Genomic DNA, 15,945 nt, shown 5'->3' with positions numbered 1-15,945 from the left:
CGGCGACGATCGCGATCAACGGCACCCGGCATACGTTCCCGCCGCAGGTCGAACCCGAGATCCGCGAGATTCTGAATCGAATTTCAGTCCGGTGACTCACGCACTAACGAAATGAGCCAACTCAGGTCAGAACGTAGTCGTGCGAGCTTGGGTCAGCTGTGCAACTTCCGGAAGCACAACGTTCGACGTGAAGGGACGGCACTACGCGTGCTGTTGTTGCTGGCTACACCATGGATGTGGACGAGGAAGGAACGGCGTACGTCACCGTCCCCGACGGTGGGCGCGTGATCGTAGAGTGCCGCCAACGCGGCATGTCCGCGGCGGCCTCAGGCACTCCGCCGACCGCACTACTCAGTCAAACCGGGCAGCTGAAGTAAGTTCATAGCGTTCAGTTCCGGCCATCTCGACGCAAAGGACCAATGTGGACAGCGACATCGACGCTACAGCGCCGGCAATAACCTCGGATCATAGCTGGTTCCGCGTCAGCGACTACGTTGGCTGGCAACGGGATGGAAGCCTCCAACTCCGGCCGAAGTTCCAGCGGGGGTCGGTATGGAAGCCCAGTGACAAGAGCCTGTTAATCGACAGTCTCCTCAAAGGTTTCCCAATTCCACTGATTATTCTCCAGGACGAATACCCCGAGATCGGTGCAACGCCGATCCGTCGTGTCGTGGATGGCCAGCAAAGGCTTCGGACGCTTATAGGCTACATCGATAGGAGCCTCCTGGGTGACGATATTGAGGACTCTGATCACTTCACCTACCGTCCGCAGGGAATGCCCCACACGCACCCTGGGTATCAGTTCACCGACCTGTCGCGTGAGCAGCAAGTGCAAATTATCGAGACTCGGATATCTGCAGTAATTTTAAGCTCGAGGACCAGCGAACCTGCAATCCTTGAAGTCTATGACCGACTAAACCGAACCGGAACCAAGCTTTCCTCCCAGGAACTTCGGTGGGCGAAGTATCGAAGCGATTTCTCCGAACTTTGCTACCGCATCACTCGGGATAATCAGACTCGATGGCACAACTGGGGAATAATAAATAATCAGGCCATATCACAAATGGCCGATGTAGAACTGACAAGCGAGCTGATCCTGCTGATACTCGATGGTGTACAGAAAACAGGCAAGCGTGAGGTCGACGAAGCATATGAGAATCGCGCGTTGGCGAATGACGAAGAGATTTTTATTGTCCAGGTATTCAATTCGATCTTTGATTCATTGGACTTTATATACGATTCCTCCCCGTCGAGAGACGCCATTCGGCCGTTTCGCACCAAGGCTTGGCTGTACTCATTATTCTCCTATCAGCTGCATCAGATGGGCGTAATCAACAGAGAAGGCGATGTTACCGCCACAGGAAGTTCGTTTAATGCTAGGGACCTGACTGCCCCAGATATCGACCCGACATGGGTCGAAGCCGCCCTGGACGCGTACAAGGAGGCTCGACGGAGTGACGCATCCCTTGCGCGTGCAGTTTCGGGGGGAGCTTCGGATCGAAGCTCCAGACAACGGCGGCTTGATTTCCTAACAAGCGTTCTGGATCGATGACGGCTATCGCCGATCTCAGACGGACACTTTCCAGCGCATTGACGGTAGAAAGTTTGATCGTTGCTTCTGGAAATGCGGGCGGCAACGACCGTACGATGTCTGAGGCTGCAGCGGAAGGGCTCCTATTAAGTGCGTATACTGCAGCTGAACACTTCGTGCGCGAGTTCTTCTTTGAACTAATTGATGGCGTTTCTCTGGCTAGCCTGTTTCCCTCCCCGCTACGTGGTCTCGACTCCAGCTTAAATCGGTCACTTGTGTATCTTGCGTCCAAAAAAATGGATTGGATGCTGCCCGCTAATACTGTCGAGCCTAGGGCCACCACTCTATTTCCAGATGGGCACCCCTTCCTACGGCTGAAGTGGAGGAATACGTTCTCGGAACGATTGAACGATGCGAAGATAGTGCGTGACAGAATTGCACATTCAGGAGAGCAAGCAGAAGCTTCATATTGGCTGAACGTCGCCGAAAAACAGCAAGCATACAAGCGTCCCGGATCATGGCTGATAAGCAAATCCGCAGAGATCGCAGCTCCGACCTCTAACCTGAAAGTATTGATTTCCGCATTTGAAAGTATGGCGGTGGCATTAAGTGATGAGGTCCCCGATCTTGATCGGCTTTTAGGACCTATTCACCCGGTATCCGAAGGTACTAATGCGATCCCAGGAACCTTCAAATGCGTTAGATGTAGCACGATAGGCATTACGACGATCGGAAGTCGACTCGGTGGATGCCAATCTGAAACCTGCGCTCCCGTTCAGGACAAAACAACGTGGGTGTACTTCGCCGAATAGGTACTCTGAGGCCCGTTCTCGACTACTGCTCGACCAGAGCCACGAGGCGGAATTCTCCGTACACGCCCCGAAGTTTACCTTGCATGGCTGCGGCGCTCACGAGAACGTAAGCCGCCCAGCAGATCGAATGGCCTCGGCCCTTATGCAACCGAGTCTGACTTGTTCGCCGACCGGCTTGAAGGACTGAGGCCTCAACAGGGCCGTTCTCCTACTGAAATTCGAGTTCGACGTTGCGGAATCGAAGATGTCCACCGTTGCCCTGACGCTCGCCGAGATTCGAAATGCCTTCGGTACCGGGCATGCTACTGCGGAAGCCACAGGAGGCAATCTATCGCCCCGCCACGCCCGATTGGCCGTGAATGCCGCAGCGGCCTGGTGTGAGTTCGTGATTGAGACTCTGAACGATCCCGCAGCACCCTGGCGGGCACCCTTGCCCCTTCGACGTCAAGAAGAAGAAGGCCGCAATGTCGTCGAGCGGTCCTTCGCCACCGTGAAGCAGGGAAACGTGTCGATCGCAGGTGGAGACTTCACCCACCATCGACAGTATGGACCGTCTCAGACTGCTGTGCCGATCACTCGATCGGTTGGTGATATGGATGACTGATGACAACTAGCCCTCCTGATAACGAAGAACTTCAGCCGCCCTACCTACAGGGCTTTGTGATGATCCTTCCGGACGGCATACCCATCCCAGACGAAGCTACGTGGACCTTCGAGACAGACGAGCTCGAGCCCCTTCTTGATGATGTCCACTTTGCCCCCACTGCCAGTTCCCGTGCGCCGATTCCCTCCGACGGCGTCGGCCATAACTTCGTGTCCTTGCGCTTCTGGCAGGTGGATGACGAATCAGAGTCACCGTTTGGAACTGATTTCAGACATCTTTCCAAAGCGTTTGATCGCGTCCACCCATCAGAGGATCGGAACGCGGCGCTGGAATCCTCGGACGCGGCCTACACGGCTGACCTTGACCGGCATAGGACGGTAGTTGAAGCGGTGACATTCGTAGCGTCTACGGAGGACCTGATAGCCACTGCGACCAAACCCGACCCTCTAACGCGATGTCTCGACGTGTTGTTCGAATTTCATCGCGCGTATCGAGTTGCGGCCAAGACGCCAACCGAGGAGTTGACCTATTCGCAACTCTTCCCCTTGGTTTTGACGTTCAGGCGTGCTTTAGACGGCGACGGGGTAAGACCAAACGGGATCATGCACTTGGCGTCAGACAACGTGAGGTTTGGGGCTCTCACTGAGCACATAGGGAACGTGGACTTCGAACTAGTCGCTGTCCAACTTTCCCGTCTTCGAATGGGTGATCCTGTCATGTCGTTCGTTGAGCGCCGGGTTGACGCACGTCATGAGCTTTCGGTCAAAGGCGACTTCGGCGGTGCGATTGTCCAGCTTGCGATTGCCTGTGAGGTTATTCTCGACGGCCTGCTGGGGATGGTGCTCTGGGAAGGAGGTGTAAGTGACGCTGATGCCGCGGTGACCTTCTCCGCCGATCTCACGCCTCGTCTGAAGAACGAGTACGCGCCTCGGTTGGGGGGGAACTGGGCGCTGAACACTGGAATTTTGGCGAGCTGGTTCGACAATGTCGCCGGCATGCGGAATCGAGTCGTGCATGGTGGGTACAGACCAACGGGCGCAGAAGCACGACGCGCCAATGAATCCGTTGATGCCTTGGCTAAGTCCATTAGCGACCGCCTGAGTAAGAATTTCAAGGACTACCCGAAGACCGCATGGCTCTTTTTGGGGAAGCAGGGGTTTGAGGACCGAAACTGTTTCACGAGACGCGTAAGAGAATGGATCAAAGCTCAACCGCCGAACGCCGTTCTGGACTGGCTGCGCGAGTATTCGGAGTGGCGCGACAAAGTGAACGCTCAAGTCCAGATGCGGAGGCGGAACACGCCGTAAAGGCGCCACACCGGATGTGACTGGAAGCCGAGTGAGTTGTGTTGTAGTTCTCGCCGGACTTGCGTGCCGGCTTGATTAATTTCCAGACAGTGTTGTGTGTGATGGCGTGAGGTAACTGGGTCTTACTATCCCTCGGGTGGTTGATCAACCATCAGCGACCCGTGCCCGAGCCGGGTTTCGTCGTCGGTAGCGTGGCTCGTCGGCCCGGTCTCACCGGCAAACAGCACCCGCAGGGGTGCCGGTAGTAACGGCGACAGAATCGACGGATTACCAGGTCAGGCCTTCACGGCCACCGCCGACGGGGATGCACGCCTGCCTGCGTGACCTGTATATTCACCCTTTGTTCCGCCATTACTACCGGTACCCCCAGATTCCCCAGAGTTCGTGCGAGCTGAAGGTTGGTCACGATGAACCCCGGGTCCTTCGCGTTCTGTGGGTTGTTTCGATCCTTGGGTTCGCGGGAACATGCGGGGATGCGCTCTTCGGCTGTGGTTACCAGGAGGACTCTGGCGTTGTCGGCGTAACGGATCGCGGTTTGGCATCGAGACCGAACGCAGTTGCCAGGTGCAGCGGGTCCGAGCCGACGGTGAGAGCTTCCTCAAGTTGGCGGGTCGGGTCGACGCGCAGCCGTTCCAGAGCGGCGGCGTGGGTGTAGGCATCCTGGTGACATCGAGGTCAGGGCCTCCTCACCTTCACTCACGCAGCAGGATCAACAGGAAAAACGGTAACCTTCAGGAAAGGTGAGAGATGGTCAATCGCGAAATTAGCCCCGATCGGACCCGTGAAAGCCCTGGTAAAGGGCGAATGCCAGCGGCACGAACCTCAACGAACTCCAGGGCTATTTCTTAGTTGACACAATCGTGAGCAAGAACTGGAGGGAGAGCAGGGATCTGCACAGGTGCCCGCGCTCACTTCGTCAGCTCTGGTGAATGCCGTGAGATAGGGAGCTAGATGACGGAGATAGGTGCGACGGTGATGAACGGGTGGCAGTACGCTTGCCGAGAACGGCGCCGCCTCTGCCTTATGAGCGTTGCCGTACTGGCAGCGCTCTTCGCCCTCGGATTCGTCATCGGACTGATCAGGCTGTCAGGAGCAGGCACTAAAGCGTTCTGGGACACCGCTGCGCAACCGATCGCAACCGCCTCAACTGGCCTTCTCGCCGTCGCTGCGGCAATCGTTGCCTACAGGGGAGTCTTGGTCTCTCAACGGACGAGCATGAAGAACTTGGCCAAGGAACTCGAGGCACGCGAGAAACTCGAAGAACAGAAGCACAGGCGCGAGATCATTCACACAGCCAAGACCGAAGCGCTCGCCGTTGTCATCGAACTGTCCGCGAAGGCGTATAGCCTCGACGACACCATCACCGCCTCCGCCCATCCAATCCCTAATCCGGCACCAGTGGTCTACCCGGATCGACCAGATGAGGTGAACATTGCGGCACGTTCCTGCCGGGAAGTATGCGACCGATGCGACAAAGCGAGCTTCGCGCTGCTGATCGTTGGTCAGAAGGACAGTTCTGTCGAGGTTCACAGGTTCGCTGACACCATCCGAAACTGGACGCGGGAAGCAGAACACAGCCGGCAAGCGCGAGGTGGTTACGTGTACAGATTCCACGATGGACTTCGAGACAGTGCTGTAGCTGCTCTCGCGAACGTTTCTGCGCAGGAGCTCGCGGAACTCGATCTGGGGTTCCGAGTGCATTCTGCTATGGGAAACGAATGATCCTTATCGCGTCACTTCGCGTGCGCATCGTCCCCTTGAGGGGCAAGGATATCGCCCGGACGTGCCCGTAGGCTTTGTGCCGTCACAGAAGCTGTCCGTGATCGCCATTCAAGTTTGGACAGCGAGAACTGTGAAGGTGAAGTATCCGTACGATCCGGTGCTTCGTCATCGACAAGCTTCAGCCGACCGCGGCGATGCGGGTAGCTCACACGTCCGTCCGCTGATCGATCGCTGCCTCGTAGAAAGCGTCCGCGAGCGCCATGATGACGGCGCTGATGGCAGGGCCGTCGCTGAAGAAGTAGTCGGCCATGGTGTTGTGAGCCTCCTGGTTGTCGACAACCGCCTCAGTGACCGCCGATTGGAAATCCTGCGATTCCATGAACTGCTTCTCATTTCCTTGGTATCGAAACGGTCCGATCCCACCAAGTTTCCTGGGGAAACGTGCAGTTCAGAGCGTCTCAGAAGTACATTCCAAAACTGTATGCCAGAACGACAGTACGGACACAACTTACGGGACACTCTGAATCTGTTCCACGGCGAGTGCGGATGTGGAGTCGGGGTACGAAACCGGGCCGACCCGATCCGGATCGGTTCGTCGGATCCGGACCACCCGATCGTGCAGCTTTGCCGCGTGAAGCGGTGCTGCTAGCTCTGTTCGGTAGAAGGGGCGCATCTTCAACCTTGAGCGGCCCGCGCCCGAGAAGTGGCCACGGCGACGGCTCGCCGGACCAGCCGGCCCACGGTGATACCCAAGCCATAGATCACCTACGCCATCTGACTCCGCGGCGGCGGCTGACGGATCCGGCCATTGCATCGACCACCCCGCCCACCGGGACTCAAACGAGTTCGGCCGTGCCCGCCACATCGTTCCTCTCAGGAGGATCGACGAAACGTCCGGCCTGCAGGTATTCCCGACGACCAGGTTCGGGATGCTCCCGCACCTCGACCACCCCGGCGACCGGATTCGCATCGACTGCCGCGCAGATGCACGGATGTGCGAGCAACGGATCTGCGCTAGCGGCGGGCTGTTGCCAATGATGTCACGACGACGGCACTCCGTCGCTGCGGTCCTGCGCTGGCACGAGGCGCACTGAGGGGAGAAAGAGCAATCCGGTGCACCCATCGTTTCTGACGCGCCGAAGTTGTCGCCGCGAAACGAACTGACGGTTTGTCGGCCGGACGTCTGGAAGACTCCAAGCCGGGCGCCCAGGTCTGCCCTGCCCTCATCGTCGATGCAGCACGCGTTATGGACGAGGCCGCCGCCGGCGAGTTGGTGCTGTAGTGGACACGACACGCATCGTCCGCGAGCGCCTCCGACTGTACCGACACTCCCACCGGCCACGAGCGTGCAACGATATCAGGAAAACCAGACATTTTGGTTCTCGATATCCGTGAAGCAGGGAAGGCATGCCATGGCACAGGAATGGGCGCTGAGCATCGATTTCGGCACGTCCAATACCGCGGCAGCGCACACCAGCCCATCGGGTAACGGTGTGCAGACCCTGCCACTGAGTCACCAGAGCAACTTGATGACGTCCGCGGTGTTCGTCGAATCCCCGAATTCGATCTACGCCGGCGACGCCGCCCTACACAGAGCCGACGACCACCCACACGCATTCCTGTCCACTCCCAAGCGCATGCTCGGGTTCGGAGTGGTGCCGGTGAACGGATACGAGATTCTCCCTGCGGAACTCATTGCAGCGCCCCTGCGTGCGGTGTACGAGCGCGCATTGTCGCTACACGATAACGTCCGCCCAGCACGCGTCGTGCTGACCCACCCGGAGGCCTGGTCGATTCAACAGGTCGCGATCCTCACCGAGGCCGCCGCTCTAGCGGGCATCGATCCGTCTGTGGTCGGGACAATCTCCGAACCACGAGCCGCCGTGCACTACTACACCCGAACAACTCCCCTTCCCACGGGTGCACGCATTGCGGTGTTCGACTTCGGGGCCGGCACATTGGACGTGGCGGTGCTCGACGTAACCGACAGAGCAAGCTACGAGGTCATCGCGGCCCGGGGCGACAACTCTCTCGGTGGAAAGAATTTCGACGGGCTGGTCCGGCGATGGATCGATCAACAGCTGGATGACCGTGACCCCCAGTTGCGCAAGTGGCTCCAGCGATCAGCGTCGCCCCAGGACGTCCACGCCCTTGAGGACCAAATCCGACGAGCGAAGGAGCTGCTCTCGGAGCATCCCACGGCCACCATCCGTGTCGCCGGCGACGGTGTCAGCTTGACGCTGACCCTAACTCGGGAAGAGTTCGACCAAATCATCAGCGAGCAGGTCCAGCGAGCCTTGATCCTGACCCGCAAGGCGTTGACCGATTCCGGAACCAATGTCTCGTCACTTGTTGCGCTCTACCTGACAGGTGGGTCGTCCCGAATTCCTCTAGTCCATCGGCGTCTATCCGAACTCGGCACCGTCGCCACGCTCGACGACCCGAAGACTGTGGTAGCGCAAGGCGCCCTGCATGCGCCGCTCGAAGCAATCACTGGCCCCGCATCGACCGCGTCCCGACACGACGAGGCCCAACACGTCCCGACAGTTGCCGGACTCCGCACACAAGTGCCCACCGATCCCTCACCGGCCGCACATGGCCGTAAGTGGTTGCCGATCGCTGCATCCGGCGTCCTCGCCGTTGGCCTTCTCGCGATCGGAGCGGCGCTATTGCGGCCGGATGCGATATCCGGGGAGGCCACCTCCGCTCAATACACCGCGGTGCCGGCGACAGTGACTGCGGGATCCACGGCGGGCACCTCCACTTCACCGGCCACTGCGGCTCCGATCGCGCCGCGCGCAACCGCGGTACCAGGGGAACCAACTCCGCGGGGGAACATCGTCGGCACGCTCGGAGAGCCTATGACCTCCGGCTGTACCAGCGAGGGGTGCGACCTCGAAGTCACCCTCACCGCCATCGAGAGCAACCCGGACCGCTGCCACACCATGGGAGGTTCCGAGGACGACGAGACAATCGTCGTGCACTCCACGGTCGTGACCGGGCCCAACCCGATCACCATCAACGGCGCGCTGACGTCGTCAATTACCTGGTCGGCCGTCGACGGAAATGGATCCATCGACTCGAACCTCAACGGGAGTAGAAGCGGGAACTGCGGCGACTACGAATCCAGCACTCTCATGCCGAACTCGAAGTACACCTTCGCGACGGTCCTTGGGGTTCCGGGCACCTATGACACATTGATTTGGGCGCCGATCTCACACCCCGACCTGATTTCCGCTCCAGGGCTCGAGTTCAGTATCCGCACCGAGGAATGACCGACTGTGCCCCTGCGTTGGATGCGGCCACGCCTCCGTCGTGCAGTGACCGGAGCACGGGACGACACTGCCTCTGACCAGGCCGAAAAGATCTACACTCTAGCGCGACACAGCGGCGAAGACACTATCGCGATGCCACTCGAGATATGCAGCGTCAGGTAGGTCTGCGTTCTGCGGGAGCATTAATCGGTCAGCGAGCGGAGGCTTCCCGAATGCCCGACGAAGCGGTTCATCTTCCTGCAGAACATCTTCTAGGTCCGGGGTGTAGGTGATCGAGAGGTCCCCTGCTACTGAGATGAGCCCGGTATCGAAGGCAACGTCGTGAGTTGGACACGCCGTCAACCCGTTCAAATGGTCGAGCCGTTCCTTGTTGGTGCTGTCTCGCCACGGCTTGATATGGCTGGCGGTCAGCATGCGCGGGCGGCGCCGACCCGCGATGATGTTCCCCATCCCGCAGAACACGCATCGGTCGCCGTGGTTCTTCAGCACTGCCTTGGCGAAACGATGCTGCCCGATGCGAACGGTCGACGTCAGCAGCCTCTGGGTGATATCGGAAGGGATATCCTGCCGCTCACGCGCCCACTTCTCGACCATTCCTTCGAGTTCGCGCTCGACCTCGCTTGTGAGGAGCTCTTCCTGACCCGCGAGCCAGAGCTTGTCACCGTCTTCGAGTTGAAGGAAGTCCGGGAGTCGGTCGCGATCGATCCCCTCAGCGCGCGCAGCCCTGACGATCCGGATGTAAACATCCTGCAGCAGAACGCTATCCGATGTCATCCGCGCAGATACTTCCAGCTCATGTCTGCCCCCGTTGCTGCGCGTCCCGTCGAGGTTGGCCATCTTCGCGATGATGCTCGTCGATGGTCGCTTATAAAGCGCGGCAAGTTGCGGAACGGGAACGCCGGCGCGGTGTGCGCTACTACTGCCGAACCGACTGTGGTCGACAAGCAACGATGCACACAGCGAGAGGACGACTTCACTCGGAATGAAATCGACCTGATTCTTCCCCACCGGTGGGATCTGGCGCGCAAGGACCGACCGCCATTCGTCACGAAGTGCAGCGGCGGAAGGATCCAGAAAATCGCCAATACTTCGTGTTCCCCTTCGACTCACGAACCCATAACTCCCGCCTCCGAGACCAATACTGTGCAGTCATCCTCGCATGCGGTCGCAATTCGAACCGTGCCGCGCCCTGAATCCCCTTTGCTGATGAACCGGCGATCCTGCGATTGCGCGCGGACCATAGGCTCGACGTGGGTTCGACCGCTGCTAGACCGCAGCACCACGTTGCAACATTGCGGTGTGCTGATTCCTGGGCAGGGCCGAGTGATGTCCCCGCCTGTTCCGCGTCGAGCGCGTCGGGGTCACGCTGCGTCAACCGGAGCGGGGCGTCGTGGTCACTCAATTCGATGGACCTGTGCGCATGGGGAACGGCAACGACGGCGGTAGCCAATGCAGGTGGGATCGCTCCGAAAACTCGCGCAGCGCTGATTCCCATCAAGACCGCCCGTTCCAGCCCGTAGATCGTCGACGCGACCCCGAGGCCGCAGCCCACCCCGCCTTTCAGTGTGCGTTTCGTAGGCTACAACCCTACGAAACACACACTGACTCCTGCATGTTCGTTTGCACCGTACCTGCATCAGGAGTTGAAGCGGCGCCTCTCCACTACAAGGTCTCCAGCGGCTCTGTTATCGAAACAGCATCGCTGGACGGCTCAACAGCACCCGCGACCCGATACTCCGTCCGCTCCCCCGCCGCAGCGACCGCGGCGACGAGTCCTGCAGCAACGAGTCTTTCGAGCGCAGGGAGCACGACCGTCCAGTCCACGCCCAGCCGGCCGGCGATCTCAACCACCGGATACGACTCGTTTCCAAGTGCATCCACGATCGCATCCGCGAGAGGCGAGGACACCGACGCCTCAGCGGACCCGGCCTTCTCAACGACCGGCAACTGGAACACCGAAATGCGCTCCGCGATCGCAGATCCGACGAGATTGCCTGAAACACCACCAGGCACAGCAACACTGGGCGCGATACCCCGCAGGTCCAGCTCACCCCACAGCCCCGCCATCGCCGCGACCGGATCGAAGTAATACTCCGATTCGCGAACCCGCCAGAACTTCCACCCGCTCCGCGTCAGTTCACGTTCCCGTTCGAGATCTGCACGCTGCTGCTCGGGCCTGGTGTGCCATTGATCGCCGTCGCACGCAACGGCCAGTTTGCCTGCCGCGCCCGTCACCACCAGGTCGATGAAGTAACCGTTCACCTCCACCCGCGGGTTCACGTGATACCCGCGAGCAACGATATCGAGGAACACACGCTGCTCGAAGGGACTTCCGAACGCCTCATGCCGCTCGAAACGCGTCACCCCCTCGGGCATGGGTGCCGCGGGCATCACGGAGGTCGGCTGCATATATGTGAGCAGAGAATGACGTAGGTCGGTCGGCCGTAACGTGTCGACAGTCCGCGAATGGAACAACCACAGCTGGTCCTGCGCTCGTGACGCTGCGACGTTGAACCGGCGCTGGTATTCGGTCCTCGTCATCGCCGCAATGTTCTGCTCGGGTGCCACGACCATCGACAGGAACACCACGTTCCGTTCGTCGCCCTGGAAATCCGGAGGGGTACCCACACGGAGTCTGCGCTCTTCCCACTGCTCCGGGGTCAACCTGTCGAGGAGTTCGTTCTGGATGGCGTCGACCTGCGACTGCCCCTGCAGCACTACCACACCGAAGGTCTTCCCGTCGTAGCGCTCGTCGTCGAGACACTGGACGAGAGTCGCGGCGAGCGCATGGGCCTCGGCATGGTTCGTCAGCGTCGAGTTCTGGCCCGTGACGGCACCGCCCTCGACGAAGGTGGTGCGCAGCGGCGGCAACCTGTCGGCCCCATACTGCCGCACGGGAAACAGCGGTGCATCAGCATAGAACTGGTTGTTCGACCATTCGATGATCTCCGGCATCGACCGGAAGTGCTCCCGCAACCGAACGACACTGCCGAACCTCGACCGCAGCAGCGAGAACATACTCGAACGCGGAGTGAAGCTGTCGCGCAGATACTTCGGGATGTCGGGTAGGTACGAGTCGAGGCGGCTGAATACCCCGTCGAGCGCACCCAACGACACCGCACTCGGTGCGCACTGGTTGTCGTCGCCCACCACGATCACCCGCGGAGCCAGCCACAGCAGGAACAGACTGCTGATGTCGGCCTGGCTCGCTTCGTCGACGATGACGACGTCGAACGAATTCTGTTCGGGCGGAATCGAAGCCAACACCTGCTGCAGCGGCATCACCCACGCCGGCACCGCACCTTGCGCGACGTGCATGGCCTCACGGGCCGCAGCACGATAACGCTCCGCGTATCTGCCGGTGCCCTTGCCGATACTCGCGACATGGTCGCGGTAGGAGTGGAGGGCTTGGACCTGCTCGGCGGTCGCGCGGGCGAGGCACGCGCTCCATGCCTTCTCTGCAGCAAGCTGTGCGGTGAGCCGCGCGACGTCGGTTTCCACGGCGTCGAGGTCGTGGTCGAGCTGTGTGTGTTCACGGCCCTCGTGGTAGCGCCGCACCCACTCATCCGCGCGACGCCACGCCCACGCGTTCTCGATCTGGGCGAGACGGGCCGGCCAGTCCGGGCTCCCCGGATAGTCTGCGATGGCCAGCGCGAGCGCTGGTGCAGCCTCCGTCAACCGTGCATGCAGGGATACGAGTTCCAGCTCGTCACGCTGTTCGCCGACCGCACGATCCCACGCGTCCAAGGCTGCATTGATGCCGTCGAAGTCTGCGTCGTGGAAGGCCCGTGCCAGCGCGCGTCCTTCGGGCGAGGCTCCTCCGGCGATCTCGCCTCGTATGTACATGCCGATGGATTCGAGCCAGGTCTTGCTTGCGTCTGCAGTGCCGGTCGCGGCGATGGCCCGCGTCGACTTCGCGACTGCCCTCGCCTGCTCGACGTTCGCGATCCGGGGCGCACCCGGGTTGACCTCCCGTAGGGCCGCTTCGACGTCCCGCACCCGTGTGATGAGACCGTCGACGATGCCGCAGTCCCTATTGATAGAAGCCAGGGTGCCGACTGCACGGCTGCGCGAATCGTCGAGTGCGATGTCGATGCCGAGATCGCGGAGGACGATCCCCACTACCCGGACCGTGTCGAGGGCACGGAGGTGTTCGGCCACGATGCGCACTGTGTGGGCGGTGGTGGCCGCGACACCGTCGACGGTCGCGGGCTCGCCGAGCGCCTCGACCGCCGATTGCTCGTCGCTCCTCCGGAATCGGGAGAAGCCACTGCGCCAGGTCTCGCCCGCGTCCAGCTTGCGGGCCAATGCGTCGTACGCCTCGAACGCCGTCCGCCCTGTCACCGGCGTCTCGACTGAGCTGGCGCCGACGACGCGGTCGGCGTCCTGTGCGGCCTGCACGAGGCCGGCGAACTCAGCGGTCTTTCCCCACAGGTGGTGCGCTCTCCCCGAGAGAACGTCGTCGGCCACGCGTTGGAATCGCGGGTCGAGTCTTTCCGCGTCGTGCAGGGCGCCCTGCAGTTGTTCGCAGAGGTCGCGGATGCGGGCGAGTGTCTCGAGTGGCGCACCCTCGAGTATTCCCAGCAATGCTTGAGCCTCACTGCCCGTCACCTCGGGCGGTGCTTGCGCGATCGCATTACACGCGTATTGCACGTCCCTTTGGGCAGGCAGGGACAGTTCGGGGAAGGTCTGGTGTCGGCGTCGGGCGCGGTCGACACTCGTCTTCTGGTGAAGGGAGTGGAGGGTGAGGAGTTCTTTTGCGGTCAGCGGTGGTGTGGCGGTGAGGAGCGGCACCGGCAGCCACTCGTATCGGGATTCTTGTGCGCGGACCTGCCGGACGATCGACGCGACCGTCCCCTCATAACCGGCGACGATCTCGGAGTGGACGATCGTCTCCTCCGCGCGGGCTTGCCGGGCCTGTTCGGTCAGCAGTGCTCGACGATTCAGTGCGTCGCTACGTTGTGCTGCGATGTCGTCGATGCGTTGTGCTGCGCGTCGGTGGTTGAATTGTGCTTTGCGGGTGGCTATCTCGCTGACACTGCGGTTGAGTTCCTCAGATCCGCCGCGTGACGCGTCGGTGACCGACACGCACAGTTCCTGTAATTCGGGCGGCAGTTTGGCGCGGAGGACGCGCAGCGCCTGCGCCTTCTCACTCGTGACCAGCACGCGCTGGCCCCGCGCAAGCAGGGCTGCCACGAGATTGGCGATGGTGTGGGTCTTGCCGGTACCCGGCGGACCTTCCACCACAACGCCGCTGTCGCCGGTGAGCCGGTCGATGATGTCGCGCTGCTCCCCGTTCGCGGGCAGCGGGAACAGCGGATCCTCGGCGAACAGGGCCGACGGCATACCGGTGCGGTCGAGCCACGCGACACGGTCGGCCGGTTCGATCGCTTCGACGAGCTGCGCCAGGCCGAGCGGTATCGGGTTCGACTCGTCGGCGACCGCCTCGACCATGCGGTTGTAGTACTCGACGAGTGCGTAGGCGCCGCGTTTACGGAGCACCAAGGCCGGCGACGGCGTCAGGAATGTGTGCGGTGACGATGCTTCGTCCTTGTGATCGACCACGTCGACGCGCACGGTGAGGGCGCGATCGGCCCACTCCTTGAGGAACACCCGCGCGGCGGGATCGACGGGCGAGGCAACCTGGGTGACGAGAGATTCGTGCAGGGCGCGGGTACTCGACGGGTCGAACACCTCCAGCCCGGTGAGGAGTTGGAGATCTTCGAGCGACGGAACGGCGTCGGGATTCAACCGGACCAGCAGATCGCCGGACTCTCCGTGGCGCTCGATGAGAGTGGACTGTGTGATCAGGTACGTGCGCACCTTCTCGCCCGCCACATCCTCGGAGAGCTGCAGCAGCCCCGACGCGAGGACGAACTCGAGCGATTCCGGTTGGGCCTCCAGGTCGAGCATGGCGCGCTGCAGGAACGTGTAGAGGTGCGCTGCGGGGCGTCGCTCGCGGTCGGCTGCCGCCCACACCCGCCATTCACCGAGCCAGGTCTCGAAGCCGTCGATGCCCTCGGGGGCCTGCGGGTCGAGTGTGGGCTCGACGGCGGAGTCGCCGATCGTCCCCTGCACATATTTCGCGAACAGAACGGGAGGCTGCGGTGGGTCTTCGAGCTGAACCCGCCGTGCGCGAAGGACGACGTCGCCGGCTGCGGCATCGGCACTGAGGCCGAGATCGAGATTTCCCTCGGCGAGAGACATCACGGCACGGTGTTTGTCGAGGACGCGGACGGGCGTGCTGCGGGTTTTGACCAGCTCGGACAGGAAACTGAGCAGACGCCGCACGCGATCCCTCAATTCGGGATCGTTCTCCCTCGACTCCACATCCACTCCCTTTCAGCCGGCGGACGCCCTTCCACCCGTAGACGGAAACAGACAGGTCTACCTTAGGAACCGCCACCGACATGTCCTCGGCCGGGACCACTGTCAGTTCACCCTGACAATCACCCCTCGCCGTCTCGCGCTCACGAAGATCAAAAATTATTGTGAAGCACGTCGGGCAATACCGCTGTCGGCCCTTGCCCCCGACATCCACGGCCTCACCGCATCTCCTCCCCTCTTGCCGGTAGGACGTGACTCGGACATAGCGGTTGTCCGAGCCGAACACCCTGTCTCACTCCCCGGGACAGGGTGTTCGTGGTGGCGCAGCAACGATGTGTCTGCACGAAGGTGGTGTTGGTCATAGCTC

Annotated in this window: 9 protein-coding genes; 6 read left to right on the top strand and 3 right to left on the bottom strand. The window is 61.2% G+C overall.

All coding sequences use genetic code 11. From position 1 onward, the window contains the following. Positions 1-421 precede the first annotated feature (421 nt). The 5 genes from Q7514_RS28760 (at position 422) to Q7514_RS28740 (ending at position 5,976) form a co-directional block, all read left to right on the top strand. Complete coding sequence (locus Q7514_RS28760; RefSeq protein ID WP_330136674.1) at positions 422-1,552, top strand: DUF262 domain-containing protein; 1,131 nt, start codon at positions 422-424, stop codon at positions 1,550-1,552. Next, positions 1,549-2,343, top strand: a complete 795-nt coding sequence (locus Q7514_RS28755) for a hypothetical protein (protein WP_330136673.1) — start codon at positions 1,549-1,551, stop codon at positions 2,341-2,343. The genes Q7514_RS28760 and Q7514_RS28755 overlap by 4 nt, the downstream gene beginning before the upstream one ends. Before the next feature lie 244 nt (positions 2,344-2,587). Next, a complete protein-coding gene (locus Q7514_RS28750) occupies positions 2,588-2,947 on the top strand; it encodes an abortive infection family protein (RefSeq protein WP_330136672.1) in 360 nt (119 codons plus the stop codon). Beyond that, entirely contained in the window at positions 2,947-4,254 is a 1,308-nt protein-coding gene (locus tag Q7514_RS28745) for a hypothetical protein (RefSeq protein WP_330136671.1), read from the top strand. Before Q7514_RS28750 ends, Q7514_RS28745 begins: the two co-directional genes overlap by 1 nt. Before the next feature lie 951 nt (positions 4,255-5,205). Then, positions 5,206-5,976, top strand: coding sequence for a hypothetical protein (locus Q7514_RS28740; RefSeq protein WP_330136670.1), 771 nt, complete (start codon positions 5,206-5,208; stop codon positions 5,974-5,976). A gap of 205 nt (positions 5,977-6,181) precedes the next feature. On the opposite strand, the gene Q7514_RS28735 is transcribed toward Q7514_RS28740, so the two are convergent. Continuing rightward, the gene (locus Q7514_RS28735) at positions 6,182-6,355 is read right to left on the bottom strand and encodes a hypothetical protein (RefSeq protein ID WP_330136669.1); all 174 of its coding nucleotides are present in this window, start codon (positions 6,353-6,355) and stop codon (positions 6,182-6,184) included. A gap of 1,033 nt (positions 6,356-7,388) precedes the next feature. On the opposite strand from Q7514_RS28735, the gene Q7514_RS28730 reads away from it, so the two are divergent. Beyond that, positions 7,389-9,251: an Hsp70 family protein gene (locus tag Q7514_RS28730; protein WP_330136668.1), complete on the top strand. Its 1,863-nt coding sequence runs from the start codon at positions 7,389-7,391 to the stop codon at positions 9,249-9,251. Positions 9,252-9,350: 99 nt separating this feature from the next. Here the strand turns inward: Q7514_RS28730 and Q7514_RS28725 are convergent, their stop codons facing one another. After that, positions 9,351-10,088: an HNH endonuclease gene (locus Q7514_RS28725; RefSeq protein WP_330136667.1), complete on the bottom strand. Its 738-nt coding sequence runs from the start codon at positions 10,086-10,088 to the stop codon at positions 9,351-9,353. A gap of 825 nt (positions 10,089-10,913) precedes the next feature. Beyond that, entirely contained in the window at positions 10,914-15,587 is a 4,674-nt protein-coding gene (locus Q7514_RS28720; RefSeq protein ID WP_408016208.1) for an AAA domain-containing protein, read from the bottom strand. Positions 15,588-15,945 lie beyond the last annotated feature (358 nt).

It is taken from the genome of Rhodococcus artemisiae (assembly GCF_036327795.1).
GTDB lineage: Bacteria > Actinomycetota > Actinomycetes > Mycobacteriales > Mycobacteriaceae > Rhodococcus > Rhodococcus artemisiae.
The sequence above is the reverse complement of the archived record's forward strand: the minus strand, read 5'-3'. Positions and strand labels throughout refer to the sequence as shown.

What these genes read in the sequence shown, in the direction of transcription:
- Q7514_RS28755 (WP_330136673.1), top strand. Translation starts at nt 1,549, where the DNA reads ATGACGGCTATCGCCGATCTCAGACGGACACTTTCCAGCGCATTGACG.
- Q7514_RS28745 (WP_330136671.1), top strand. Translation starts at nt 2,947, where the DNA reads ATGACAACTAGCCCTCCTGATAACGAAGAACTTCAGCCGCCCTACCTA.
- Q7514_RS28730 (WP_330136668.1), top strand. Translation starts at nt 7,389, where the DNA reads ATGGCACAGGAATGGGCGCTGAGCATCGATTTCGGCACGTCCAATACC.
- Q7514_RS28735 (WP_330136669.1), bottom strand. Translation starts at nt 6,355, where the DNA reads ATGGAATCGCAGGATTTCCAATCGGCGGTCACTGAGGCGGTTGTCGAC.
- Q7514_RS28725 (WP_330136667.1), bottom strand. Translation starts at nt 10,088, where the DNA reads ATGGCCAACCTCGACGGGACGCGCAGCAACGGGGGCAGACATGAGCTG.
- Q7514_RS28750 (WP_330136672.1), top strand. Translation starts at nt 2,588, where the DNA reads ATGTCCACCGTTGCCCTGACGCTCGCCGAGATTCGAAATGCCTTCGGT.
- Q7514_RS28740 (WP_330136670.1), top strand. Translation starts at nt 5,206, where the DNA reads ATGACGGAGATAGGTGCGACGGTGATGAACGGGTGGCAGTACGCTTGC.